Origin of the sequence: Pseudonocardia sp. N23 (assembly GCF_002583555.1) — a bacterium.
Taxonomy (GTDB): domain Bacteria; phylum Actinomycetota; class Actinomycetes; order Mycobacteriales; family Pseudonocardiaceae; genus Pseudonocardia.
The window spans coordinates 127,044-151,109 of record NZ_BEGX01000004.1 but is presented as its reverse complement, the minus strand read 5'-3'; the positions used below and the strand labels follow the sequence as shown (position 1 = coordinate 151,109).

General features: G+C 72.4%; 24 protein-coding genes. 13 read left to right on the top strand and 11 right to left on the bottom strand.

The annotated features are described in order from the left end of the window. Nucleotides 1–168 precede the first annotated feature (168 nt). The gene (locus tag TOK_RS02600) at nucleotides 169–447 is read right to left on the bottom strand and encodes a hypothetical protein (protein ID WP_098956141.1); all 279 of its coding nucleotides are present in this window, start codon (nucleotides 445–447) and stop codon (nucleotides 169–171) included. Nucleotides 448–625: 178 nt separating this feature from the next. On the opposite strand from TOK_RS02600, the gene TOK_RS32280 reads away from it, so the two are divergent. Then, nucleotides 626–880, top strand: coding sequence for a hypothetical protein (locus TOK_RS32280; RefSeq protein WP_098961369.1), 255 nt, complete (start codon nucleotides 626–628; stop codon nucleotides 878–880). 390 nt (nucleotides 881–1,270) lie between these two features. On the opposite strand, the gene TOK_RS02590 is transcribed toward TOK_RS32280, so the two are convergent. From TOK_RS02590 to TOK_RS02580, 3 genes are read right to left on the bottom strand one after another with little or no spacing between them, the layout of a single operon-like run. Beyond that, nucleotides 1,271–2,137 carry an alpha/beta fold hydrolase gene (locus tag TOK_RS02590; RefSeq protein WP_098956140.1) on the bottom strand — a complete coding sequence of 289 codons (867 nt, stop codon included), beginning with the start codon at nucleotides 2,135–2,137 and terminating at the stop codon, nucleotides 1,271–1,273. 55 nt (nucleotides 2,138–2,192) lie between these two features. Beyond that, the gene (locus TOK_RS02585; RefSeq protein WP_098956139.1) at nucleotides 2,193–4,496 is read right to left on the bottom strand and encodes a hydantoinase B/oxoprolinase family protein; all 2,304 of its coding nucleotides are present in this window, start codon (nucleotides 4,494–4,496) and stop codon (nucleotides 2,193–2,195) included. After that, nucleotides 4,493–6,592, bottom strand: a complete 2,100-nt coding sequence (locus TOK_RS02580) for a hydantoinase/oxoprolinase family protein (RefSeq protein ID WP_098956138.1) — start codon at nucleotides 6,590–6,592, stop codon at nucleotides 4,493–4,495. Before TOK_RS02580 ends, TOK_RS02585 begins: the two co-directional genes overlap by 4 nt. A gap of 207 nt (nucleotides 6,593–6,799) precedes the next feature. Here TOK_RS02580 and TOK_RS02575 point away from each other — a divergent pair, with 207 nt between their 5' ends. The 8 genes from TOK_RS02575 (at nucleotide 6,800) to TOK_RS34850 (ending at nucleotide 15,019) form a co-directional block, all read left to right on the top strand. Next, nucleotides 6,800–8,311, top strand: a complete 1,512-nt coding sequence (locus tag TOK_RS02575) for an FAD-dependent monooxygenase (RefSeq protein WP_098956263.1) — start codon at nucleotides 6,800–6,802, stop codon at nucleotides 8,309–8,311. After that, nucleotides 8,308–9,957, top strand: coding sequence for a (2,3-dihydroxybenzoyl)adenylate synthase (locus TOK_RS02570; RefSeq protein ID WP_098956137.1), 1,650 nt, complete (start codon nucleotides 8,308–8,310; stop codon nucleotides 9,955–9,957). The genes TOK_RS02575 and TOK_RS02570 overlap by 4 nt, the downstream gene beginning before the upstream one ends. Beyond that, complete coding sequence (locus TOK_RS02565; protein ID WP_216361825.1) at nucleotides 9,957–10,724, top strand: maleate cis-trans isomerase; 768 nt, start codon at nucleotides 9,957–9,959, stop codon at nucleotides 10,722–10,724. Before TOK_RS02570 ends, TOK_RS02565 begins: the two co-directional genes overlap by 1 nt. Continuing rightward, complete coding sequence (locus TOK_RS02560) at nucleotides 10,721–11,455, top strand: TetR/AcrR family transcriptional regulator (RefSeq protein WP_098956135.1); 735 nt, start codon at nucleotides 10,721–10,723, stop codon at nucleotides 11,453–11,455. Before TOK_RS02565 ends, TOK_RS02560 begins: the two co-directional genes overlap by 4 nt. A gap of 118 nt (nucleotides 11,456–11,573) precedes the next feature. After that, on the top strand, nucleotides 11,574–12,188 hold the full coding sequence (locus TOK_RS02555; RefSeq protein ID WP_098956134.1) for a VOC family protein: 615 nt from the start codon (nucleotides 11,574–11,576) through the stop codon (nucleotides 12,186–12,188). Next, nucleotides 12,185–12,433 carry a hypothetical protein gene (locus TOK_RS02550; RefSeq protein ID WP_098956133.1) on the top strand — a complete coding sequence of 83 codons (249 nt, stop codon included), beginning with the start codon at nucleotides 12,185–12,187 and terminating at the stop codon, nucleotides 12,431–12,433. Before TOK_RS02555 ends, TOK_RS02550 begins: the two co-directional genes overlap by 4 nt. Continuing rightward, the gene (locus TOK_RS02545) at nucleotides 12,430–13,671 is read left to right on the top strand and encodes an alpha/beta hydrolase (protein WP_098956132.1); all 1,242 of its coding nucleotides are present in this window, start codon (nucleotides 12,430–12,432) and stop codon (nucleotides 13,669–13,671) included. Before TOK_RS02550 ends, TOK_RS02545 begins: the two co-directional genes overlap by 4 nt. Nucleotides 13,672–13,834: 163 nt before the next feature. Then, nucleotides 13,835–15,019 (top strand): cytochrome P450, encoded by a 1,185-nt coding sequence (locus tag TOK_RS34850; protein WP_098956131.1) that lies wholly within the window; start codon nucleotides 13,835–13,837, stop codon nucleotides 15,017–15,019. Nucleotides 15,020–15,243: 224 nt separating this feature from the next. Here TOK_RS34850 and TOK_RS02530 read toward each other — a convergent pair whose 3' ends face one another. The 5 genes from TOK_RS02530 to TOK_RS02510 all read right to left on the bottom strand — a co-directional run bounded on the left by TOK_RS02530 (nucleotide 15,244) and on the right by TOK_RS02510 (nucleotide 18,365). Next, complete coding sequence (locus TOK_RS02530) at nucleotides 15,244–15,675, bottom strand: PPOX class F420-dependent oxidoreductase (protein ID WP_098956129.1); 432 nt, start codon at nucleotides 15,673–15,675, stop codon at nucleotides 15,244–15,246. A 52-nt stretch (nucleotides 15,676–15,727) separates the two neighbouring features. Then, complete coding sequence (locus tag TOK_RS02525) at nucleotides 15,728–16,084, bottom strand: non-heme iron oxygenase ferredoxin subunit (RefSeq protein WP_013676286.1); 357 nt, start codon at nucleotides 16,082–16,084, stop codon at nucleotides 15,728–15,730. A 9-nt stretch (nucleotides 16,085–16,093) separates the two neighbouring features. After that, nucleotides 16,094–17,119 (bottom strand): non-heme iron oxygenase ferredoxin subunit, encoded by a 1,026-nt coding sequence (locus tag TOK_RS33710; RefSeq protein WP_098956128.1) that lies wholly within the window; start codon nucleotides 17,117–17,119, stop codon nucleotides 16,094–16,096. Between the two features lie 391 nt (nucleotides 17,120–17,510). Then, entirely contained in the window at nucleotides 17,511–17,933 is a 423-nt protein-coding gene (locus TOK_RS02515) for a VOC family protein (protein ID WP_098956127.1), read from the bottom strand. Between the two features lie 48 nt (nucleotides 17,934–17,981). Continuing rightward, the gene (locus tag TOK_RS02510; RefSeq protein ID WP_141566243.1) at nucleotides 17,982–18,365 is read right to left on the bottom strand and encodes an STAS domain-containing protein; all 384 of its coding nucleotides are present in this window, start codon (nucleotides 18,363–18,365) and stop codon (nucleotides 17,982–17,984) included. A gap of 65 nt (nucleotides 18,366–18,430) precedes the next feature. Here TOK_RS02510 and TOK_RS32275 point away from each other — a divergent pair, with 65 nt between their 5' ends. Continuing rightward, complete coding sequence (locus TOK_RS32275) at nucleotides 18,431–18,973, top strand: hypothetical protein (protein WP_172457366.1); 543 nt, start codon at nucleotides 18,431–18,433, stop codon at nucleotides 18,971–18,973. Nucleotides 18,974–19,233: 260 nt separating this feature from the next. Here TOK_RS32275 and dmpG read toward each other — a convergent pair whose 3' ends face one another. Next, on the bottom strand, nucleotides 19,234–20,265 hold the full coding sequence (gene dmpG, locus TOK_RS02500) for a 4-hydroxy-2-oxovalerate aldolase (RefSeq protein ID WP_098956125.1): 1,032 nt from the start codon (nucleotides 20,263–20,265) through the stop codon (nucleotides 19,234–19,236). Continuing rightward, on the bottom strand, nucleotides 20,262–21,167 hold the full coding sequence (locus TOK_RS02495) for an acetaldehyde dehydrogenase (acetylating) (protein ID WP_098956262.1): 906 nt from the start codon (nucleotides 21,165–21,167) through the stop codon (nucleotides 20,262–20,264). Before TOK_RS02495 ends, dmpG begins: the two co-directional genes overlap by 4 nt. Nucleotides 21,168–21,207: 40 nt before the next feature. Between TOK_RS02495 and TOK_RS02490 the strand changes: the two genes are divergently transcribed. The 3 genes from TOK_RS02490 to TOK_RS02475 all read left to right on the top strand — a co-directional run bounded on the left by TOK_RS02490 (nucleotide 21,208) and on the right by TOK_RS02475 (nucleotide 24,052). Continuing rightward, nucleotides 21,208–21,981, top strand: coding sequence for an IclR family transcriptional regulator (locus TOK_RS02490; protein ID WP_098956124.1), 774 nt, complete (start codon nucleotides 21,208–21,210; stop codon nucleotides 21,979–21,981). A gap of 442 nt (nucleotides 21,982–22,423) precedes the next feature. Continuing rightward, complete coding sequence (locus TOK_RS02480; RefSeq protein ID WP_098956123.1) at nucleotides 22,424–23,086, top strand: GntR family transcriptional regulator; 663 nt, start codon at nucleotides 22,424–22,426, stop codon at nucleotides 23,084–23,086. A gap of 24 nt (nucleotides 23,087–23,110) precedes the next feature. Next, the gene (locus TOK_RS02475; RefSeq protein ID WP_098956122.1) at nucleotides 23,111–24,052 is read left to right on the top strand and encodes a polysaccharide deacetylase family protein; all 942 of its coding nucleotides are present in this window, start codon (nucleotides 23,111–23,113) and stop codon (nucleotides 24,050–24,052) included. Nucleotides 24,053–24,066 lie beyond the last annotated feature (14 nt).

Genomic DNA, 24,066 nt, shown 5'->3' with positions numbered 1-24,066 from the left:
GGTTCGTGCCGGTTCGCGTCTGATCGTGACGACCTGAGCGGTTCGGGCACGGCTCGGTGGCGCGGTGGCGTCGAGAGCGCCTGTGACGACCGGTCGGGCCGTGTGCCGGTCCGGGCCGCCCTCGCCAGGAGCCTGCGGGAAGCCGGCGCCGCGCCCAGGTTCGACGGGTCAGCAGGCCCCGATCACCTCGAGGCCCGCCCGGGCCCGTTCCCACGTCAGCGAGAACTCCACGGTCCCGGCGTCACCGCCGTCGTCGGGGCCGGGCTCGGGGTCGGGGAAGGTGATCGTCGAACTCTGGCCGACCGCGAGCCCGTCGAGCGGTCCGGCCGCGCCGGCGGGGTCACCGTGGCGGGCGACCCAGTCGCCGACCATCAGCCGGTGGTAGCCCGCTGCCTCGTCCCACTCGCGGAACCGGTGCTCCTCGTCGATGCCGCACACCAGCCACATGGGCCCTCCTCCCGGACTCGCCGTCACCCAGTATGCCGCCGCACGCTGCGCGAGGTGTCGGGTTTACCCCCTCGGGAACGGGGGTGTGCTCGATGGGAACGAGGCCTCGTGGGCGGCAGAGTTCTCCTCAGCAGAGCAACACCCCCACAGCAACCCCCACACACCGAAGAGGCCCGCCATGTTCAAGTCCCACTGCTCCACCAGCAAGCACCACGACGACAAGTCCTGGAACAACGACGACTACAAGCACTGCAACGACGACTACAAGCCCCACAACGACTGGGACGACAAGTACAGCCACTGCTGGGATTACAAGCAGACCGACCACTGCTGGGACGACAAGTCCTACGACGACAAGAGCTGCCACGACCAGGACTACAAGCACTGCAACGACGACTACAGCCACTCGAGCGGCGGCTACGGCCACCACTGAGCCGCACAGAGACACCACGACCGACACCCACGAGCGGCGCGCGGGTCCGCACAGGACCCGGGCGCCGACGTGTGTCCGGTACCAGCCTCGCCCCATGACCGTCCGGTTCAAGGATCTGTGTGCCGACGCCGCCGGCCCCACCCTCGTCGCCGGCTTCTGGGGCGGGCTCCTCGGCCTCGACGTCGAACTCTTCGACGACGGCGACGCCGTCCTGCGCCGCGACGGCGAGTCGTGGATGTGGATCGACCGCGTGCCGAGCCGAAGACCGTCAAGAACCGGGTGCGCCTCGACCTGCACGTCCCGGACGCCTACGCAGCCGGGTCGCGAGCTCGGGGCTCGCGACGACCGGGATCGGGTGGAGCGGGCCCGGCGGCGCAGGACAAGGGCGGATCAGGTCGCGTCGAGGGCCTCGCGCAGCGTCACGGCGAACTCCGCGGGCTTGCCGGCGTAACCGTGCTCGCCGCCGAGGAACCCACCGTGGTGGCTCGGGAACACCGTGGCCTCCTGACCCAGCAGCGCGGCCATCGCGATCGACGTCCGGGCGGTGAACACCCCGGCCGACTCCTCGCCGACCCCGATGACGACGCGGGCCGGGGCGGCGTTCAGGGCGGCGGCGTCCGGGACGTAGCTGCTGACAGCCCACGACACGTCCGACAGCAGCGGGTCGTCGCGCGTGCCGTCGTCCTCGGTGGGCATCCCGAACATCGCCGGGTCGGGGGCGGGCGCGGCGAAGTACTCGGGGGTGTACTCGCCCTGCCACGACGTCATCGCGATGAACGCCGCCATCCCCGCGTTGGAGCCCTTCGCCCGGTAGATCTCGGTGACCCGGGCGCGGGCGCGCTCGGCGGCCTCGGCGTCGGGGAGCACCGGGATGAGGGGCGGCTCGTGCGCGACGAGCGTCCGCACGTCGCCGGGGTGGGCGGTGACGAGTGCCAGCCCCGCGATCGCGCCGCCGCTGCTCCCGAACACGTCCACCGGGCCCACGCCGAGCTCGACGATCAGGGCGTGGAGGTCCTCGGCCTGCACGTCGGGTCGATGGTCGGTCCGGCCGTCCTTGCGGACGCTGCGGCCGAGCCCGCGCGGGTCGTAGGTGACGACGGTGCGGTCGGGGAAGTGCGGGGCCAGCGAGCCGAAGCCCTCCGCGGCCATGGGCTGGCCGATCATGAGCAGCGGCGGCCGGCCGTCCGCGGTCGGCAGCGGGCCGATCACGTCGTAGGCGATGTCGGCGTCGGCGGTCGCGAGCGTGTGCGTCGTCATGTCAGTTCAGACGACGCACACGCCGCGAACTCATCGCCCGTCGCCACTCACAGGGTCAGGCGATCGCTGTCAGCCGGCCCAGCGTCGCGACGGTGTCCCCGTGGTCGGCGGGGACCACCGCGGAGTAGAGCGCGGTCCAGCACGACGGACAGCAGTACTGCCGGAACACCACCGGCGCGTCGACGTAGTCGGTGGCCGTCGCGATGATCTGCGGGCCCGCGTCGGTGGGCGGGCCCTCGTAGAGCGCCAGGGCGAGCGGGTTCTCCTTGTCGCCCAGCGTCTCCGAGCAGTGCCGGCAGGCCACGGCGCCCTCGTCACCGACCTCGACGAGGTTGTCGTCGATGCGTCGGGCCGTGGCGGTGTCGGCCCGGCCGCGGGTCTCGCCGAGCAGTCGGGACCGCTCGCGGCGGCGGGCCCGCTGGGCGTCGCGCTCGGTCGCGGTCGCGGCGTCGTCGACATCGGTGCCGTCGGCCACGACCCCGTAGACGGCGCGGGCGCCGCCGACGGTGATCTTCTGTTCCCTCAGGTCACGGCCGACCGACGCAGGGTCGCGGGTGAGTGGGTCGCCGTACCCGCCGCCGCCCTGCCACGTCATCGCGAAGACCTCGCCGGGCGCGAGGTAGCTCGACGCGTAGTTCTGGCCGGGTTCGAGGGTGTCGCTGATCTCGGCGAGGTCGGACGGCATCGTGCCCGCGGCCAGCAGCTCGGCGACGCGGCTCTGCCGGGCCACGACGTCGAGACCGCTGTTGCCGGGATGCCCACCGGACAGCCCGCCGTTCTGGGCGACGGCCTTTCCCGCCGACGCCAGCACCAGGCCCATCGGGACGCTGGTGCCGTGCGGGGTGATCGCGACCGACGCGCCCAGCCCGCCGCGGTGCCGCCCGGGACCGCCGGAGTCGGGCTCCTCGCGGCGCCACAACGTCAGCACCGGATAGAGGAACTCGGTCATCTCGACGTCGGGCACCCGGCCCATCGGGATGCAGAACAGGCCGCCGGTGTCGATGCCGTCGGCGTGGGGACGCGCACCGTAGCCGCCGGCCATCGGTTCCATGATGATGTTGAGGAACGGCGCGGGCTGTTCCCCGCGCTCGTCGAGACCCGCGATGACCGCGGTGTCCCAGGTGCCGCAACAGGTGGCCTGGACGTTGCGGCCCAGCTCCAGGTCCCTGTCGAGCATCTGGGCCAGACATTCCGCGACGAGGCTGCCGGTGAGCCACGCCGGCCCGATCGGCCCTCGCCCGACGGCGGCGGGGAAGGTGGCGTTGTTGATCGTGCCCTCTTCGGCGATCAGGTCGAAGCAGCGCATGAGTCCGCCCGCCGACCAGGGGATGTCCCCGGCCAGGATCGGCAGCAGCGCGAGCATGACACCGCCGCGCATGCCGGCGTAGGTGCAGTTGATGACGCCGGCCTGCGGGTCGGTGCCGGTGAAGTCGAAGCTCAGGTGGTCCCCGGTCTTCGTCGTCGTGACGGTGATCTTGTGGAGGTTGCGGTCGCCCTCGTGGGACTGGTCCTGGTAGCCGGTGGCCGACCAGGAGCCGTCGGGCAGCGCGGTGAGCTTGGCCCGCAGCCGGGCCTCGGCGTCGGACATCATCCGCTTCATGACGGCCTTGACGGTGTCGGGACCGTACTGGGCGATGAGGGCGTGGAGGCGTTCGGCGCCGACGTTGTTGGCGCCGATCTTGGCGCGCAGGTCGAGCCCGATGAGCATGGGCACGCGTGAGCGGCGGACCCACAGGTCGGCGACGTCGCGTTGCAGCTGCCCGCCACGGACGACCTTGACCGGCGGGGTGGGCAGCGACTCGGAGAACACGTCCTGTGCGGCGGGGGAGAAGGACCCGAGGCCGACGCCGCCCAGGTCGGGCTGGTGGGCGATGGCGCTGGTCCAGGCGAAGAGCTTCCCGTCGTGGAACACGGGCTGATAGACCATGACGTCGTTCTGGTGCAGCCCGCCGCCGACCCAGGGGTCGTTGGTGAGGAACATGTCGCCGGACTCGATGCCGGGGTTCACTGCCCGGTTCTGCAGGGTCCAGTAGATGGCGAGGTCGACGGCGCCGACGAGCATCGTGTTGTACAGCCCGACCTGCACCTCCTGGCCGAGCTCGTCGGAGATCGCGAAGTCGAAGTCGTTCGCGTCGGTGACGATCGGCGAGCCGGACATGCGCTTGAGCGCTTCACCCATCTCGTCGGTGACCGACCAGAGACGGTGGCGGACGACCTCGTAGGTGAGCGGGTCCAGTGCGTCCACCTGTTCCTGGGTGACGCTGTGCACGGGCAGTGAGCTGGGCAGGGAACGGGCGAGCTCGTCGGGATCGACGGGACGGCTGGAGAAGGCCTCCGAGCCTGGGATCGGCATGGTCACTTCGCGGCCCTCCGGATGGTCAGGTTGCCGAGGTGGTCGACGGTGCCGGTGGTCCCGCCGGGGACGACGACGGTCGTGGTGGGCACCTCGACGATCGCCGGGCCGGAGAGGACGTGGCCCGCGCGCAGCTCGCGGTAGTCGTGGATCGGGGTGTCGACGAAGCCCTCGCGCGCGACGAGACACACCGGGCGGGTGGAGGCGGGCTCCGCGGGGCCGGTCGCCTCGGCGACAGGAGGCAGCTCCGGGCTGAACGGCAGCACACCTACGCCGCGGACGCGGAAGGTGATCGCCTGGATGCCGGCCTCGCGGAAGCCGGCGTCCTTGCCGAACAGCTCGGCGTAGCGGGCCTCGAACGCCGCGGCGGCGTCCTCGATCGCCGCCATGTCCAGCGGCCCGTTCGTGACCGGGGCGGTGACCTCGGCGAGCTGCATCGAGTACCGCATGTCGATCTCGCGGTGGAGCTCCACGGTCTCGAACGTGACGCCCTGGCGCTCCAGGCCGTCACGGACGCGGTTCTCCAGGTCGGTGAAGTTGCGTTCGGCGCGGGCCGGGTCGAAGGGCACGACGGTCGGGTCCGAGAGCTCCGCGGCCAGCACGATGTCCGACGAGGCCAGGCCGAACGCCGAGAACGCCGACGCGACCGGGCCCAGTGGCACGACGACCTCGTCGACCCCGACCTCCGCGGCGTACCCGGCACAGTGGGCGGGGCCGGCACCACCGAAGGCGTAGAGGACGAAGTCGCGCGGGTCGTGCCCGGCTTCGACGACGGTCTTGCGCAGCAGGTCACCGGTCTGGGCGTTCTGCACCGTGTAGACGGCCGCGGCGGCCTCCTCGACGGTGAGCCCCAGGGGTTTCGCGATCTGGGTGTCGATGGCCTGGCGGGCGAGCTCCAGCGACAGCGGTTTGCGGCCGCCGAGCAGACCCCGCTCGGGGAGGATGCCCAGCACCAGGTTGGCGTCGGTGTTGGTGGGCTCGGTGCCGCCGTTGCCATAACACGCGGGCCCCGGCACGGCACCGGCGCTGCGCGGGCCGATCCGCAGGTTCCCACCCGCGTCGAGCCACGCGATCGCGCCACCGCCGGAGCCGATGGCGTCGACCCGCAGGGTGGGGACGTTGATCGGGTGGTGGTTGATGATGGTCGTGGTGTCGCGGACGGGTTCGCCGTCGACGATCAGCCCGGCGAGGAACGTCGTGCCGCCGACGTCGGTGGAGATGATGTTGCGATGGCCGAGCTGGCGGCCCAGAGCGACCGAGCCGACGACGCCACCGGTCAGGACCGACCCGACCGTGCTGATGGCACTCGCCGGCGCCTCCTTGGCTGCGACGGCGCCGCCGTTGCTCTGCATGACCAGCAGTGGGCCGACAAGCTTGTTGTCGCGCAGCGTGTTCTCGAGTGTCGAGAGGTAGTCGCGCAGACCGGGCCCGATCTGCGTGCTCATGATCGTGGTGGCGTTGCGGGCGAACTCGCGGATCCGGGGGCTGACCTCCGAGGAGAGCGCGACGAACAGGTCGGGGGCCTCCTCGGCGATGAGCTCGCGGAGGCGGCGCTCGTGCACGGGGTTGCGGAATGACCACAGCAGTGACACCGCGATCGCCTGCACACCGTCGGCGAGCAGCGCGCGGATCGCCGTCCGCGCCTGCATCTCGTCGAGGGTGACGACGACGTTGCCGTCGCGGTCGATGCGTTCGGTGACCTCCAGCGCGTGCCGCTTGGGCAGGAGGCCGTGGTCCTTGGTCTGGCCGAGGACGTGCTGCAGCTCGTGGGGCGAGCGGCCCAGGTAGCGGCCCTCGACGTTCATGATGAAGATCGAGTCGCGGTGGCCCTTGGTGGTCAGGAACCCGACGGGTGGCACGTCGCCGGTGACGAGCGCGTTGAGCGACGAGGTCGTGCCGTGCGCGATGTGGTGGGTGTCGGCCAGCATCTCCGGGAGCGTCCGACCGAGCTGCTCGGCGAGGAGCTCGAGCACGTCGAGGACGCCGCGGGAGTAGTCCGGCGGGGTCGAGGGGGACTTCGCGGCGAGCACGGTCCCGGCGTCGTCGTCGAGCACGGCATCGGTGAACGTGCCGCCCACGTCCACGCCGATGACATAGGCCATGACTCACGCTCCTTCGCGCGACGGGAGAGCCGCCCTGGTGCCGGGAGACTCCCGGACAGCGGCATCTGACGGTTGCGTAGACTATTCAACACAATTGCTGGGAGTCAAGCGGTCGAACCTCTTGACGATGACGCCGTCTGTAGCGTCGAATAGTCAACGAAGACGTCAAAGTCGGTGGCTGTGCCGCTGCAGCTGGGGGAGGTCGGGATGGAACTGCATCGCGTCGCGGTGCTGGGCGGTGGCCCGGGCGGGCTCTACGCCGCGCGGCTGCTCAAGCTCGCGAACCCCGCGTGCGAGGTGGTCCTCCACGAGCAGGGCGAGCCCGACGCGACGTTCGGGTTCGGGGTCGGGCTGGCCGCGGGGACGCAGCGCAAGCTGGAGGCTGCCGACCCCGACACCCTGCGCGAGATCGTCGCCGCCGGCCTGCGCCACGACATGACGATGACGGTTGACGGCGCCACCGCGCGGGTGCGCAACGACCGCCTCGTCGGGATCGCCCGCACCGAGCTGCTCGCCGTCCTGCAGCGGCACGCGGAGAAGGCCGGGGTCACGCTGCACTTCGGTTCCCGCTCGAGCGCCGACGACCTCGGCGCCGACGACCTGGATGCCGACGTCGTCGTCGCCGCCGACGGGGTCGGCAGCGCCACCCGCGAGGCGGGCGAGTTCGGCCCCTCCATCGACGTCGGCCGCGGTCTGTACCTGTGGTGCGGCACGGACTTCGCCCTGGACGACGCCGTCTTCGCGCCGGTCCGTACCGAGCACGGCGTGTTCGTCACCCACGCCTACCCCTATGCCGGCGGCGCCACCGCGGGCACGAGCACGTTCCTCATCGAGACCGACGAGGCGACGTGGCGGCGCGCGGGCTTCGATGCGACGACCGCTGCTCTCGACGCCGACGCCTCCGACGAGGTGTCGCTGCGGTACCTGCAGGACGCCTTCGCCGGGACACTGCGCGGGCACCGGCTGATCGGCAACCGGACCCGGTGGCTGCGGTTCCGCACGGTTCGCTGCGACCGCTGGTCGGACGGGCGCGCCGTCCTGCTCGGCGACGCCGCGCACACCGCCCACTTCTCCATCGGCTCGGGCACCAAGCTCGCGATGGAGGACGCGATCGCGCTGGTCGAGGCCCTGCGCGAGGAGCCGGACCGGCCGGCGGCCTTCGCCCGCTACGAGCGGGTCCGCAGGCCCTCGGTCGAGCGGCTGCAGGAGCTCGCCCGGCGCAGCCAGCTGTGGTGGGAGTCGTTCCCCGACCGTCTCGACCTTCCCGTCGAGCGGCTCATGGTCGCCTACATGTCCCGCGCCGGGAACGTCCCGCTGGAACGGTTCGCGAGCACCGCACCCGACGTCGTCGCCACGGCGCTCGCGCAGTACGGAGGCGGCGACCCACCGCCTGCCGGTGCGGTCACCGACTGGGTGCTCGACCGCACGCACCCCGCCCCCGCGGACCTGCCCGTGCTCGACGTCGACCTCGACGACCCGTGGTCGGCCTTGGGCGACGCGATCCTGGAACAGGCCCGCGCGCGCGGCTCCCGGGGCATCCTGCTCTCGGGGCCCGCGGCGCGGCCGGCGGTGCTGACCCGCACCGACCTCGCCGAACGGGTCCGGCGCGAGGTCGGCGGCCCGGTGGCCGTCGCCGCCCCCGCCGCCCTGCGCGACGACCTGGCCGCCGCGCTGCTCAGTGGGCGGTGCGACCACATCGTGCTCACGGAGGAGCGATGACGACCGACCCACGCCTGGTCCCGTTCCCCGCCGACGCCGTCGCGGCCTACCGCGACGCCGGCCTGTGGGGCACCGCCACGATCGCCGAGGAGCTGTCCCGGGTCGCGTCCACGCACCCCGACCGCGACGCCGTCGTCGCCCTCGACGGCCGCGTCACCTTCCGCGAGCTCGACGCCCGCACCGACCTGCTGGCCGCCGGGCTGCTCGATCTCGGCCTTCGCCCCGGCGACCCCGTGCTGTTCCAGGTCACCAACCGGCTCGACGCCGTCGTCGCCTGGTACGGCGTGCTCAAGGCGGGGCTCGTCCCCGTCTGCACGCTGGCAGCGCACCGCGGTCACGAGATCGGCGGGATCAGCCGCCGCGTCGGCGCCGTCGCCCACCTCGTCGAGGCAGGGACCCGCGGGTTCGACCTCGTCGGTTTCGCCCTCGACCAGCAGCGTGACCATCCGACGTTGCGGCACGTGCTCGTGGCCGGCGACGACCCGCGGGGCGTCTCCGTCGGCGCGCTCGCGGACGGGGCCGATCCCGCCACCGCACGGGCCACCGTCGCGCAGGTGCAGGCCGCGATCGCACCCGACGACGTCGCCGTCTTCCAGCTCTCCGGCGGCACCACCGGTGTGCCCAAGGTGATCCCGCGGCTGCACGCCGAGTACTGGTACAACGCCGCCGAGTACGCCCGGTCCTGGGGCTGGGACGAGACGACGCGCGTCGCGCACCTCATCCCGATCATCCACAACGCCGGCATCGTCTGTGCCGTGCACGCCCCGCACAGTGTCGGCGCGGCCCTGGTGCTGGGCACCGCAGACCTCGACGAGTCGTTGCCGCTCATGGCCCGCGAGGCCACGACGCACGTCCTGCTCGGCCACGGCCACTTCCGTGCCGCCGAGCATCCCACGTTCGACGCCGCCGCGGCCACACTCACCCAGGTCGTGCTCTCGGGCGCCAAGGTCCCGCCAGCGCTGTTCGACGGCCTCGAAGGGCGTGGCATCTGGTCGGGCCAGCTGTTCGGGATGGGGGAGGGCCTCTTCCTGACGACGCGTCCCGGCGCCGCGCGGGAAGCCCGGGCCACGACCGTCGGCACCCCGCTGTCGCCGCTCGACGAGATCCGCATCCTCGCGCCCGGGAGTGAGGACGAGGTGCCCGACGGTGAGGTCGGCGAGCTGGCCTGCCGTGGCCCGTACACGCTGCGTGGCTACCTCGACGCCCCCGACCACAACGCCCGCGCCTTCACCTCCGACGGCTTCTACCGCACCGGCGACCTCGCCGCGGTGCGCACGATCGGCGGCGACCGCTGCGTCTCGATCGAGGGCCGGATCAAGGACCTCATCAACCGCGGCGGCGAGAAGATCAACGCCGAGGAGGTCGAGCTGCTCCTGCTGCGGCACCCGCGCGTCACCGCCGCGGCGGTCGTCGCCATGCCGGACCCGCGGCTCGGGGAGCGGACCTGCGCCTACGTCGTGGTCCGGGGTGAACCGCTGGGGCTGCCCGAGGTGCAGCAGCACTTCGCCGCACTCGACGTCGCCAAGTTCAAGTGGCCCGAACGCATCGAGCACCTCGACGAGATCCCCCGGACGCTCGTCGGCAAGACCGACAAGAAACGGCTGCAGGCGTCGATCGCCTCGAAGCTCCTGGAAGGAACGTCGTGATGCTCCGTCGCATCGGGCTCGTCGTCCCCAGCTCGAACGTCACCGTCGAGACCGAGGTCCCGGCGCTGCTCGCCCGGCACGCCGACGCCCGCTTCTCCTTCCACGGCAGCCGGATGCGGATGCACCGCGTCTCGCCCGAGGAGCTGCGCGCCATGAACGCCCAGCGCGAGCGCTGCGTCGACGAGCTGGCCGACGCGGGCGTCGACGCCCTGCTCTACGCGTGTCTCGTCGCGCTGATGGCTCAGGGTCCGGGGGAGCACCGGCGCACCGAGCAGGCGGTCGTCGAGCAGTTGCGGGCCGGCGGCCGCGACACCGCCGTGCGGTCGAGTGCCGGAGCGCTCGTCGAGGGCATCGCTGCGCTGGGGGCGCGGCGGATCGCGCTCGTCACGCCGTACCTGCGACCGCTGGCCGAGCAGGTCGTCGGCTACCTGGAGTCCGAGGGGATCGAGGTCGTCGACTGGGTGGCGCTGGAGGTCGGTGACAACGCCGAGGTCGGCTGCATCCCGGGAGACCGCGTCATGACCGCCGCGCGCGGGCTCTCGTTCGACGGCGCCGACGCCCTCGTCATCTCCGCGTGCGTCCAGATGCCGTCGCTCGACCTCGTCGCGCCCGCGGAGGCCGAGTTCGCGCTGCCTGTGCTGTCGGCGGCGACCGCGGGCGCGTTCTCGCTGCTGCGCGCGCTCGGCCTCGACCCGGTCCTGCCCGGGGCGGGTGCGCTGCTCGCCGGGGCGGGCGCAGGCGTCGGTGCCTCTACGATCGCGTCATGAGCGGCGAGGAACCCCGGGGTCGGCGGGCGGGCGGCGGGCCGAGGACCGGCCGGGCCGGCACCGCGCGTCGCGAGCTCGTCGAGAACGAGCTGCTGGAGCACGCCACCCGGCTGTTCGCCGAACGCGGCTTCGCGGGGACCAGCCTGCAGGACATCGCCGACGCGATCGGCATCACCCGGCCCGCGCTGTACTACTACGTCAGGAGCAAGGACGAGCTGCTCGCCAAGCTCGTCACCGAGGTCACCAACGGTCCGCTCGACGAGCTCGACGCGCTGGCCGCCCGCACCGACCTGGACCCGGTGGCGAAGCTGCGCGGCGTCGTCGGGATCATCGTCGGGCGCCGGGTCGCCCAGCCCGAACGGTTCCGGCTGCTCATCCGCTCCGAGGCCGAGCTCCCCGCGGAGCTCACCGCCGCCTACGCCGCGTCGCGGCGGGACGTGCTCACCTCGATCGCCGGTGTGGTCGAGGACGGCGTCCGGGCCGGCCGGTTCCGCCCGGTCGAGGCCCGCGTCGCGGCGCTCGGCGTGCTGGGCATGTGCAACTGGGTCGCGTGGTGGTTCCACCCGGGTGGGCGTGACACCGGGGAGGCGGTCGTCGCGCAGCTGGCGGACATGGCCGTCGGCGCGTTGGCCCGGCCCGACGACCAGACCCTGGAGGGTGAGGGGCCGGCCGCGGCGCTGAAGATGCTGCGCCAGGACCTCGACCATCTCGAACGCGTACTCGACCTCTGACCCGCTTCGTCGTGGGCCCTCCACCGCTGGTGGAGGGCCCTTTTCGGTGCGGCGGCCGTGATTCGGCGCAAGTGTCGAACTGTTGACGCATGTGTAGACACCCGCGTACCGTGGAGCCATGACCGAACAGGACCACCGGGTCCGCGGCGTCGACCATGTCGCGTTCCCGACCTTCGACCCCGCCGCCACCGTGCGGTTCTACCGTGACGTGCTGGGCTTCCCGGTAGTGCACTCGATCTGCGCCGCGGGCTGGGGCCCGGAGAACCACCCGGACTTCATCCACTTCTTCTTCGACATCGGCAACGACGACCGGATCGCGTTCTTCTACTACTTCGGCTCCTCGCCGGAGGTCGGCGGCCCGGTGGGGGAGAAGGGCGACGCCTACGCCCGCTTCGGCGCCGACGTCCCCGAGTACTTCGTCCGGTCCCGGCACCTCGCGATCCACGTCGACTCCGAGCACGACCTGCTCGAGTACCGGCGCCGCCTCGACGCCAGCTCCTGGCCCGTCGAGATGCAGATCCAGCACGAGACCATCGAGTCGATCTACACCCACGACCCCAATGGCTACATGTTCGAGATCACCCGGGCCATGCGTCCCGTGACCCCGCAGGAGGACGACGACGCCAACCTGACGATCGACGCCCTGCTCGACGTCGTCGCCGGACCCGAGCCCACCTTCGGGAAGCTGCTGGCGCGCAAGGCCGAGCTGATCGTCGAGCGGGTGCCGGTGTGACAACCCTGTTCGTACTCGACGTCCCGGAGAACATCTCCGTCGTGACGGTCGCCGTCGAGGACCCGGCCGTGACCGTGGGCCGCCGCGGGCACTACCACGAGATCAGCGCCGACGGCCCGATCGTCATCGACCGGCGCGCGACGGGCTGCCGCCACGCCGTCTGGTACTCCTGCATCGCCGGAGTGGGCCGCGACGGCCGGATCACCCAGCACGACAAGAACGCCCTGCGCGTGGACCCGGTATGACCTCCGGGCTGGGCGCCGGGCGCTACCTGGCCGCTGGATCGCGGCCTGCCACGACGACGACCTCGGTCCACGAACTGACCACGGCCGACGGTGCGGGCGTCCGCGGCGTGCTGGCAACCGTGCCCGGTGCGCGGACTGTCGTGTGCCTCATGCACCCACGTCAGGACCTCACTCACCACCCGCTCGTGCCGCTGCTGCTCCAGGCCGGTGCCGCGGTCTGGACGCAGCACACCCGCTCGGTCAACAACGACCTCACGCTCGTCCACGAGCAGGCGCTGCTCGACGTCGCCGCCGGGATGGTGTTCCTGCGCGACAACGGGTTCTCCTCGATCGTCACGCTCGGCCACTCCGGCGGCGGCACGCTCTACGCCTACTACCTGCAGCAGGCCGCGCTGCCGCCGCAGCAGCGCGTGACGCGCACTCCCGGCGGGCGGCCGGTCGCGTCGGCCGACGCCGACATGCCCGTCGCCGACGGCGCCGTCTTCCTCGCCCCGCACCCCGGCCAGGGGCAACTCCTGCTGGGCTGCATCGACCCCTCGGTCGCCGACGAGTCCGACCCGCTCTCGGTCGTCCCGTCGCTCGACCCCTTCTCTCCCGCGAACGGGTTCGCCGAGCCGCCCGCGAGCTCGTCGTACTCCGCGGAGTTCCTCGACCGTTACCGCGCCGCCCAGCGCGACCGGGTCGCGCGCATCGATGCCGTCGCCCGGGAGTCGTTGGCGCGCACCGCCTCGGCTCGCGCGGCGTTCAAGGACACCGGTGCTGTGGCCGATCGGCGACGGGCCCTCGCGCCGCGCATCCTCACGGTCTTCCGGACCGACGCCGACCCTCGCACCGTCGATCTCTCCCTCGACCCGAGCGACCGGCCCTACGGCTCGCTGTTCGGCAGACGTCCCGACCTCATCAACTACGGGCAGGTCGGGTTCGGGCGGCTCACCACCCCTGAGGCGTGGCTCTCGACATGGTCGGGGCTGAGCTCGAACGCCGACTTCGTCCGCTGCGCGCCGGGGGTCACCGTTCCCACACTGTTCGTCGAGCTCACGGGCGACCAAGCCGCGTTCCCTGCCGACTCGCGGCGGATGGTCGAGGCGCTGGGCGCCTCCGACCTGACGACGGAGGTCGTGCGCGGCCTGCACTTCGGCGGTGCCCTCGCCGAAGGGGAGCCGACCGGCAACGAGCTCGCCGCGGCCCGCATCGCCGACTGGCTCGGGAAGCGCCACGAGCTGACCCCGCCGGGCTGAGGCCGGTCCGCGTCGCCGGACCCGCCGCGGCGGGCCCGGCGTGGTCGCGTGCGCTGAACGTCTTGTGCCACAACGCAATTCTGCAAACAATGCTGGTATTCGCCGCTTGCGTCGAATAACCTACGAATCAGTCGTCAGATCTGGATGCGCATAGGAGCGTGCGATGGTCGCCAGTGAACGGGCCGCGTTCAACCCCCTCGCCCCCGGCAGTCTCGAGGAGGTGCGCCGCGGCCTCGCCGACGCTCGCGAGAGCGGCTGTCCGGTCACCCGGGTCGCGCCCGGCCTCGGGTTCGTCTCCCACCACAGGTACGCCCGTGAGGCCCTGCTCGACCACGCCACTTTCAGCAACCACGGCAACTTCGTCCTCGACGGCGACGGCGACGGTCCCGCCCCGCCCGACCTCATCACCCAGAGCGACCCGCCCGAGCACACCCGCCTGCGTGCCCTGCTGCGTCCCGGCTTCACCCGCGCCGCGATCACCGACGCCGTCCCCTGGGTCGCCGAGTACGTCGACGAGCTGATCGACGGCCTCCCCGACGGCGGGCCCGCCGACATCGTCGGCGACGTCGCGCTCCCGCTCACCGCCCGGGTCATCGGCCGGCTCGTCGGCGTCCCCGCCGACGACGCCGCCGAGCTCGCGCGACTCTCCCTGGAGATCACGGCGATCCTGCCCGCGAGCTTCGTCGGCACCCCGATGTGGGCGAGGCTGGAGGAGTACCTCACCGCCGCCGCACGGCAGCGCCGCGCCGCCGACGCCCCACCCGACGACCTCGTCACCCTCCTAGCCCTCGGCGAGATCGACGGCCGCAGGCTCACCGACCAGGAGGTCGCGTTCCACGCCTGGCAGCTGTTCGTCGCCGGGCTCGAGAGCACCGCCTACACGATCGGCTCCACCGTCTGGCAGCTGCTGGACGACCGCAGCCGCTGGGAGACGCTGCTCGCCGACCGGTCCCTGCTCGACAACGCCCGCGAGGAGGGCCTGCGCCACGGCTCCGCGATCCGCTGGGTGCTGCGCACCGTCACCGGTCCCACTGACGTCGACGGCGACGACATGGCCGCCGACGACCGGCTGATCGTCGGCCTGGAGTCGGCCAACATGGACGAGGCCGTCTTCGGCCCCGACGCCGCGGACTTCGACCTGCGCCGCCCCACAGCGCGCCGACACCTGTCCTTCGGGCACGGCACTCACCTCTGCCTGGGCGCCGAGCTGTCCCGCATCGAGATCTCGACGGCGCTCGGCGCCTTGCTCGACCGCCTGCCCGGCCTGCGTCTGGCCCCCGGCGCGGCCTACGTCGACGTCGCGAGCCCGATGTTCTGCGGCCCCCGGAGCGTGGACGTCGTCTGGTGAGCACAGGCCGGGCAGGCCTGCAACGCCGAGACGCACATGGGCGTCGTGCGATCGGCCCCGGGCGACGCTCACGTGCATCTCGCCGGTGAACGGATACCGGACGAGGCGGTGCGCGGCATGCTGGGTGGTGTCGGGTTCACCCCCGGACAGCCACGCACGGCCGTGACCACGACGCCGGCGCCGCTCGCCTCGTGGGCCCACGACACCCTGCGGCCCCTGCCCGACTAGCGGATGCGCGCGCCGTAGACGTGGTCGACGGTCATCGTCATGAGGACACGCCGGTCGTCGATCATGACCCGGCGGTACTCGTCCCAGTCGGGGTGCTCGCCTGCGGCGGCGCGGTAGTAGTCGACGAGCGCGTCCACCTCGGGGCCGTGCGGGTCGGTGCCGGGACCGACGAGCGTCGCCACGCCCTCGACCGTCGCCCACCCCCAGCCGTCGGCGCTGGTGACCTCCAGTGTCGCGCGCGGGTCGCGGCGCAGGTTGGCCGTCTTCGCGCGGCCGTCGGTCATCGAGACGTGCAGGAGCCCGGCGGCGCGGTCGTAGAACGGCGTCACGGGGGAGAGCTGCGGGCGGCCGTCGGACTTGATCGTCGCCAGTACGCCGATCCGGCTCTCGGCGAGCAGCGCGTGCGGGTCGAACGGGGACGCGGTCATGTCCCCGGCAACCTGCAGGACGACGACGGCTATTCCGCTGCCGGGAACCCGGTCAGTGGAACGGCTTGTGCGGGATCTCGGCGTCGTTGAGCTGCTGCTCGGGGTCGACCCAGATGGCGTCGTCCTCGATCTTGCACGCGTAGACGGGGATCGGGCTGACCGCCGGCACCCCGCGGGGCTCTCCTGTGCGGAGGTCGAAGCAGGAGTTGTGGGCCGGGCAGATGAGGGTGTCGTCCTCCTGCAGGTAGCCCTCGTTGAGCGGCTGCTGCTGATGGGTGCAGGTGTTGTGGACGGCGACGGCCTCGTCCTCGTAGAGCCGGACGACGCAGATCGGCTCGCCCTTCATCTCGACGACCATCATGTCGCCCTCTTCGAGCTGGTCGAGATCCGCGACCGCTTCCCATGCCATGGCTGCCTCCTATGTGGTGGTGGGGGCACTACGTGTCCGGGTGCGGCCCTCGGCGGGTCCGGTCGTGGACGCCGCCGCGGATCGGGTCCCGCGTGCCCGGGGCAGGGAGCCCCGCACCTCGACCCATCCGTTGCGGATGCGGGTCGGGAGCACGGGCTGCGGATGGTGCGCAGGCCCGCGGACGATGTGGCCGTCGCGGAGGTCGAACAGCGACTCGTGCAGCGGGCACGAGATGACGCAGTCGACGACCTCCCCGCGGCTGAGCAGGCCGCCCGCGTGGCTGCAGAGGTCGTCGAGGGCGTGGACCTCGTCGCCGGAGCGGTGCAGCACGACCTGGCGGCCCTCGACGACGACGCCGGTGGTGGCGCCGTCGGGCAGGTCGGTCTCCTCGACGGCCTTGACCCAGCGGTTGGGGCCGGTGGTGGTCGCGACGCGGTTGACCATGACGGCGCGGCCCTGGACGAGGTGCCCGCCGACGTAGCCGGCGGCGGCCGTGACGGCCATGCCCGCCATGCCCAGTGCCTGCGCGGGGCGGCGTCGGCCGGCGACGCGCGCGGCGAGGGAGGCCGCCTGCAGCGTCGTGCCCGCCAGGTTCATCATCCCGTGCAGGAGCCCGACGCGGCGGTCCTCGCCGTCGCTGACGGTCCAGTCGGTGGCGCCGGTCGCGACCGTCGCGGCGGCCGCGGCGATCCCGGCGGCGCTGAGAGCTCCGGCGGGGTCGAGCCGGCTGCCGGCCGGGCGGACGTCCTTGCCGAGGACGTCGAGCACCACCGACCCGGCCCAGAACCCGATCGGCAGGTCGCTGAGCGCGGCGTGCAGTGAGTGCCCGGCCCAGCGGCCGCCGTGCATGAGCTCGACGACGAGGTTGCCGCGGTGGCGGTCGTAGACGGGGAGGACTGCGGCGGCGACCTTCTCGTCGGCGTCGCGCAGCCAGGGCCAGGCGGCGACGGCGGCGAACAGGTCGCGGTGCCACGTCGTCAGCCGGGACGCGCCTTCGGGCGCGGGGGCGCCTGCCGGTGTGTCCGAACTCGACATCGCTCCTCCGCCCGTCGTCGTGCCGCGCCGTCGCGACGTCTCGCATGGTGGCACCGCGCACGCGCGGCCACCATCACCGTGTTTCTCGTCCAGTGATGATCGGGCCGTCCACCGACGATCACCGCTGGTCCGGGGCGGGTGCCGATCCGGAGGCCTGCCCGGCGGGCCTGCCCGCCGACCCCGTGCAGCTCGACGTGGGGCCGGCTCGACCACGAGGTTCGCCGGTCTGATGTCGAACTCGGGGTGACTGCCGCGACGAGCGGATCTACGGCAGGGTGGCCGTGTGAGCGATCTCCACACCGTCGCCGACCATCTGATGGACCGGCATCGCCCACCGGGGCCGGACCGAGCTGGGAGGACCTGACGGTGTGGGCGCCGCGCTCCTGACGCCTCAGCCGGCGTCGGCCCACAGCTCCAGCGCGATGTTGTCGGGGTCGCGGAACTCCAGCAGGTACCCGATGCCGATGTCCTTGACGCCCTCGTGGGCGATGCCCAGCTCGTCGAGCCGGGCGGCGGCCGCGTCGAGGTCGGCCCGCGACGGCACGGCGAACGAGAGGTGGTCGAGCCCCGCGCGGTCCTCGGTGAACGAGTCGTCGGCAGGGGCGACGGGCCGCAGCCCGAAGAAGCCGCCCGGCACCTGGTAGACCACCCCGCCGAAGAGCCACCAGTTCTCCTCGCGCGTCTTCTCGTCGGCGTCGGGCGGGAGCTGGAACGCGACCGGGAGGCCGAGGACGTCGTCGTAGAACCGCTTCGACCGCTCGAGGTCGGTCACGGTGATGCGGACGTGAGAGAAACCGGTGACGGGGATCGACATGTGGCGGATTCTGGCGCGGGCCCCGGGCCGCCGCCACCCGGCCAACGGTCAGGTCCGGACGAGGTCGTCGAGCGCCACGTCGACAGCCGGGAAGGTCCGGAACCGCAGCAGCAGGTGCCGGTCGCGGCCGCTGAGGGTGACGGTGTGCTTCGACGTACCCACCAGGTCGATGGAGAGCCCGTGCGACTCGGCGACCTCGCGGGCCCGGTCGAGCATCGTGACCGTGCCGGGGGCCAGGGCGGTCACCCCGGAGAGGTCGACGAGCACGTGCCGGGTCGCGCTGTCGCCGCCGGCGACGAGCCGGCAGCGCGCGTCGACGAGGCGGAGCAGCCGGTTCGCGGTGGCGGCGTCGAGGCCACCGGTGACTCGGACGAGGTGCACCTGGGGAGCGGGGGACCCGATCGCGAGGAATCCTGGGGATGCGGGCGTCATCGATCGCCTCCTGGAGTGCGGGAGGCGGCTTCTTCACCCCGGGGCAGACGGGCGCGGTGCGCCCTGTGGCCAGCCTACCGGCCGGTGCGGGCGAGGACGTCGTGTGCGGAGCGACGACCGCCTCGTCGAGCATCCGCCCGGTCCGCGGGTCGATCGCGATGCCCGAACCGGCCGAGTCCAGCGTCGCGACCACCGAGCGGGCGCGGTCGAGCTCGGCGGGGGACGGCGTGGATGCGGCGCTGGTCACCGGCACCTGCTTCGGGTGCGCGGCGGTCCGGGCCCGGAAACCCTGGCGCAGCAGGGCCGTGGTGCTCGCGGCGAGGTCGGCCTCGCCGATCGCGAGCCGCTGCACGCGCAGCCCGCGGGCGAGCGCGGCGACGTCGAGGAGGCCCCGCCGCGGTGTCGACGTCGGCGAGCAGGTGGCCGATGGTCACCTCGCGGCGGACGTCGATGTGCGGGAAGGCGCCGGCCATGCGCAGCGCGGCGTCGACGGACTCGGCGGAGCTCAGGTGCAGCAGGTCGATCTTGGGCAGGCCGGTCTCGTGCGCGAGGTACGACGCGATCGAGACGCCATCCCCTCGGAGTGCGGCGGCCGCGACGTGGAGTAGGCGCGCAGCCCGGTCAGCGAGTCGTCGGCCTCGACGATCTTCTGGTACGCCGTCATGATCTCGGCTGTCTCGCAGTGCAGCCCGAGCGACGGTGTGGACGCCCTCTGAGCAGCGAAGATCACCCGCGGACCGTGTGGGGCCCCGGCCGCCGTGCGGTCCCGCTCGTCGTCGACGCACGGCGGCAGGGCCTCGGGTGCGGACGCCCGACAGCCGCCGGACCCCCGGCGGGGGCACGGCGGCTGTCGTCGTGCCGGGCGGCGTCAGGCGTCGTCGCGCTCGGCCGCGAGCGTGATCGCGACGTCGATGATCATGTCCTCCTGGCCGCCGACGTAGCCCAGCTCGCCGCAGCGGCGCAGGATCTCGTGCGCCGGGACCTTGTAACGCTCGCCGGCACGTTCGGCGTGCAGCAGGAACGACGAGTACACCCCGGCCCAGCCCTGCACGACGGCGTTGCGGTCCATCTTCGGCCACCGGTTCAGGTACGGGCGGACGACGTCCTCGGCCGCGTCGAGCAGCAGGCCGGCGTCGACGCCCGCGTCGATGCCGAGCCGGTCGAACACCGCCGCCAGCACCTCGGTCGGCGAGTTGCCCGAGCCCGCACCCAGCGCGCACAGCGACCCGTCGATCGACCGCACGCCGGTCTCGTAGGCGATCACCGAGTTCGCGACGCCCATCGAGAGGTTCTGGTGTCCGTGGTAGCCGACCAGCGCCTCGTCGCCGACCTCGGCGAGCAGGGCCTCGAACCGCTCGCGCGCCTCGTGCATCAGCAGCGCACCCGCGGAGTCGGTGACGTACGGGCACTGGCACCCGGCGTCGACCATGATCCGGGCCTGTTTCGCGAGGTTCGCCGGATCGGTGCGGTGGGCCATCATCAGGAAGCCGACGGTCTCCATGCCCAGGTCGCGGGCCGCGGCGAAGTGCTGCGGGGACACGTCGGCCTCGGTGCAGTGCGTCGCGACCCGGACCATCTCCGCACCCGCGTCGTGGGCCCGCTTGAGGTCGTCGACGGTGCCGATGCCCGGCACGAGCAGCACGGCGATCTTCGCGGTCCGGGCCTCCTCGCGGGCGGCGGCGATCAGCGTCATCTCGTCGGTGCCGGAGAACCCGTAGTTGAACGACGAGCCGCCGACGCCGTCGCCGTGCGACACCTCGATCCACTCGATACCCGCGGCGTCGAGGGCCCGGACCGTGTCGCGGACCTGCGTCTCGGTGAAGCGGTGGGCCATCGCATGGCTGCCGTCGCGCAGCGTGGTGTCGATGATCCGGACGTCGTTGCGCAGCGCGGTCCTCATGCCGGAACCCCCAGCTCGGCGCGTGCCATCAGCTCGCCGATGCGGGCCGCGGCCGCGGTCATGATGTCGAGGTTGCCCGCGTAGGGCGGCAGGTGGTCACCGTTGCCCTTGACCTCCAGGAAGACGGCCACCCGGGCGTGTCCGCCCCACTCGTCGGCAGGCTCGTCGAACTGCGGCTCGGCGCGCAGCGTGTAGCCAGGGACGTACTCCTGCACCCGCAGGACCATGTCGTGCACCGACGCGGTGATCGCGGCCCGGTCGGCGTCGGCACCGATCATGCAGTAGACGGTGTCGCGCATGATCATCGGCGGCTCGACCGGGTTGAGGACGATGATCGCTTTGCCGCGGTCGGCGCCGCCGACCTCGGCGACCGCGCCGCCGGTGGTGTGGGTGAACTCGTCGATGTTGGCGCGGGTGCCCGGACCGGCCGAGCGCGACGAGATCGACGCGACGATCTCCGCGTACGGCACGGGCGTCACCCGGGACACGGCCGCGACCATCGGGATCGTCGCCTGCCCGCCGCAGGTGATCATGGAGACGTTCATGGCGTCGAGGTGGGCGTCCCCGTTCACCGCGGGGCACACCATCGGGCCCAGGTGGGCCGGGGTGAGGTCGACGGCGCGGATGCCGGCCGCCTCGTAGCGGGGGGCGTTGGCGGCGTGCGCCTTCGCCGACGTCGCCTCGAAGACGATGCGGGGCAGCGGGTCCTGGGCGAGCAGCCAGTCGACCCCGCCGGCCGAGGCCTCGACGCCGGCCTCCCGGGCCCGCGTCAGACCCTCGGACTCGACGATGCCGGCGACGTAGCGCAGGTCGAGCACGTCGCTGCGCTGCAGCTTGACCAGGAGGTCGGTGCCGATGTGGCCGGGCCCGACGATCGCGACCGGCACCTTGGGCGTGTCCATGTGCTGGACGATGGCACCGGGACGGCGCAGGCTGGAAGCCATGCGGTCCACTCAACGGAACGGCTCGCCCGACGCCCCGAACTCCGTGCTCGGGCGCGCCCTCACGGTGCTGACCGCCTTCGAGCTGGGCGACGACGAGCTCTCGCTGGCTGAGCTGGTGCGCCGGACCGGCGTCGCGAAGGCGACCATCCACCGGCTTGTGACCGAGCTCGCGCAGTGGCGTGTCGTCGAGCGCACCCCCGGCGGCGGGGTCCGCCTCGGCATCCGGCTGTTCGAGCTGGGCCAGCTGGTGCCGCGCCAGCTGGGGCTGCGCGAGGCCGCCGCGCCGTTCCTCGCCGACCTGTTCGAGGCCACCCACGAGACGATCCACCTCGCGACGCCCGACGGCACCGAGGTCGTCTACGTCCAGAAGCTGGAGGGCCGCGCCGGGCCGCCGGTGCCGTCGCGGGTGGGCGGGCGGATGCCGATGCACTGCACCGGCGTCGGCAAGGCGATCCTCGCGTTCGCGCTGCCGCAGCTCCTCGACGACGTCCTGCGTGCAGGCCTCACCCGCCGCGCCCCGCGGACGATCATCGCGCCAGGGCTGCTGTCCGCCGAGCTGGAGCGCATCCACGAGCGCGGTGTCGCCTACGAGCGCGAGGAGTCCGGGATCGGCGTCACCTGCGTCGCGGCGCCGGTGCTCGACGGCGACGGCCACGCCGTCGCCGCCCTCTCGATCACGGGCTGGGTCAACCGCTTCGACCCCGAGCGGATGGCCCCCGCCGTCCGCACCGCCGCCCTCGGCCTCACCCGCGCCCTGGCCACGACCCTGTGAGTGGCGATGGTCGCCATGGCGACCATCGCCACTCACGAGGCCTGACCTGGGCCGGCCCGGGGATGGGTCACCGAGCCGGACGCAACCTCACGGTCGCCCGGAGGCGGCTCGACGACCGTGAGGTTGCGCCCGGGGGTCCGCTCAGGTGAGCGGGGAGATCCGGACGTGGCTCACGGGCCTCGCGGCGACGGCGAGCCGCTGGTGTGGACGAGCTACGAGGCGGTCCCGGAGTGGATCACCGGCATGGGTACCGGCGCGATGTTCGAGGTCGCCTGGGCAGGGAAGCGGACGGCGCAGCCGCCTCCGATGCCACTCAGCGGGCGGTCAGCGGGAAGCTCTTGCATGCAATCCGACTACAGGATATTTTCTATTCATTGCAGCGCGCGTCGGAGGGGGACTCCCGTGAGCCGGTACCACCTGCGTTACCTGCAAGATCTGCACTGTGACCGATCCTGAGGTTCCGACACACCAGACGAAGTCGGAGCTGGCCCTGCGGGTTCTGCGCGAGAGGATCCGCAGCGGTCGGCTCGAGGTGGGTTACCGCCTCCAGGTCGACGAGCTCGCGACCGAGCTCGGTATGAGCCCCACCCCGATCCGCGAGGCGCTCCGCCTGCTGCAGGCGGACCGGCTCGTCCACTACGAGCCCCACCGGGGCGTCGTGGTGGCTCGGCATTCGCCCGAGAAGTTGTCCGATGTGTATGCAATGCGAATGGCGCTCGAGCCGCTGGCCACCAGGCTGGCGATCGAGCACATGACCGACGAGCTGCAGGGGGAGCTGCAGACGATCCACCAGAACTTCCTCGCCGCCGGTCGCGCCGGGCGGGGGAAGCGGATGGCCCAGCTCAACTCCGCCTGGCACCTGGCGATCTACCAGGCCGCCGGCTCGGACATGCTGCAGGACTTCACCGGACGGCTGTGGGACGTCTTCCCGTGGCGGACCAACTGGGCCGTCGAGCAGCGGACGGCCGACAGCATGCGCGAGCACGACGAGGTCATGGACGCCGTGCGCCGCGGCGACGCCCAGGCGGGTGCCGACGCGATGTTCCGGCACATCCGGGCCGGGTCGGCGTCGGAGCAGCCGGAGCTGAGCGAGACGGAGCAGTAGCGCCCACAGAGCAGTGAGGACCCGATGACCCTGCAGTTCACCGAAGCCGACGTGCCCGGCCCCCGGCGCGATCTCATCGGTTACGGCGCGACGCCCCCGGCCGTGCAGTGGCCGGGCGGGGCGAAGATCGCCGTCAACATCGTGGTGAACGCGGAGGAGGGCTCCGAGCTCTCCTGGGCCGCGGGCGACGCGCGCAACGAGGGCCTCGGCGAGATCCCGTACGGCATGCCCGCGGAGTACCGGGACCTGTGCGTCGAGTCGATCTACGAGTACGGGGCGCGTGCGGGTGTCTGGCGGTTGCTGCGCCTGTTCGCCGAGTACGACGTGCCGACGACCTTCTACGCCGCCGCCGTCGCGTTCGAGCAGAACCCCGAGCTGGCCAAGGCCGTCGTCGCCGGTGGGCACGAGGTCTGCAGCCACGGCTGGCGCTGGGAGGAGCCGTGGGTGCTCAGCCGCGAGGAGGAGCGCGAGCACATGGCCGAGGCCATCGCGTCCTTCGAGCGGACCTGTGGCACCCGGCCCGTCGGCTGGTACTGCCGCTACGGACCCAGCGTGCACACCCGTGAGCTGCTGGTCGAGGAGGGCGGGTTCCTCTACGACTCCGACGCCTACAACGACGACCTGCCGTACTACGCGAGCGTCGGCGACAAGCGCCAGCTCGTGGTGCCGTACACGATGGTCTACAACGACGTGAAGTATGCGATGCCACCCGGGATGGCCAGCCCGACCGACTTCTTCGACGTCTGTGCCCGCGGTTTCGACGAGCTGCTGCGCGAGGGTCGCGGCGGGCACCCGCGGATGATGTCGATCGGCCTGCACCCCCGGTGGGCGGGGCAGGCGGGGCGGACCTCGGCGTTGCGCGAGTTCATCGAGCACGCCCAGCAGCAGTCCGACGTCTGGTTCGCCACCCGCGAGCAGATCGCGCGCTTCTGGCTCGAGAACCACCCCGACCAGGGCGCCTCGTGAGGTCCCGGCAGGCC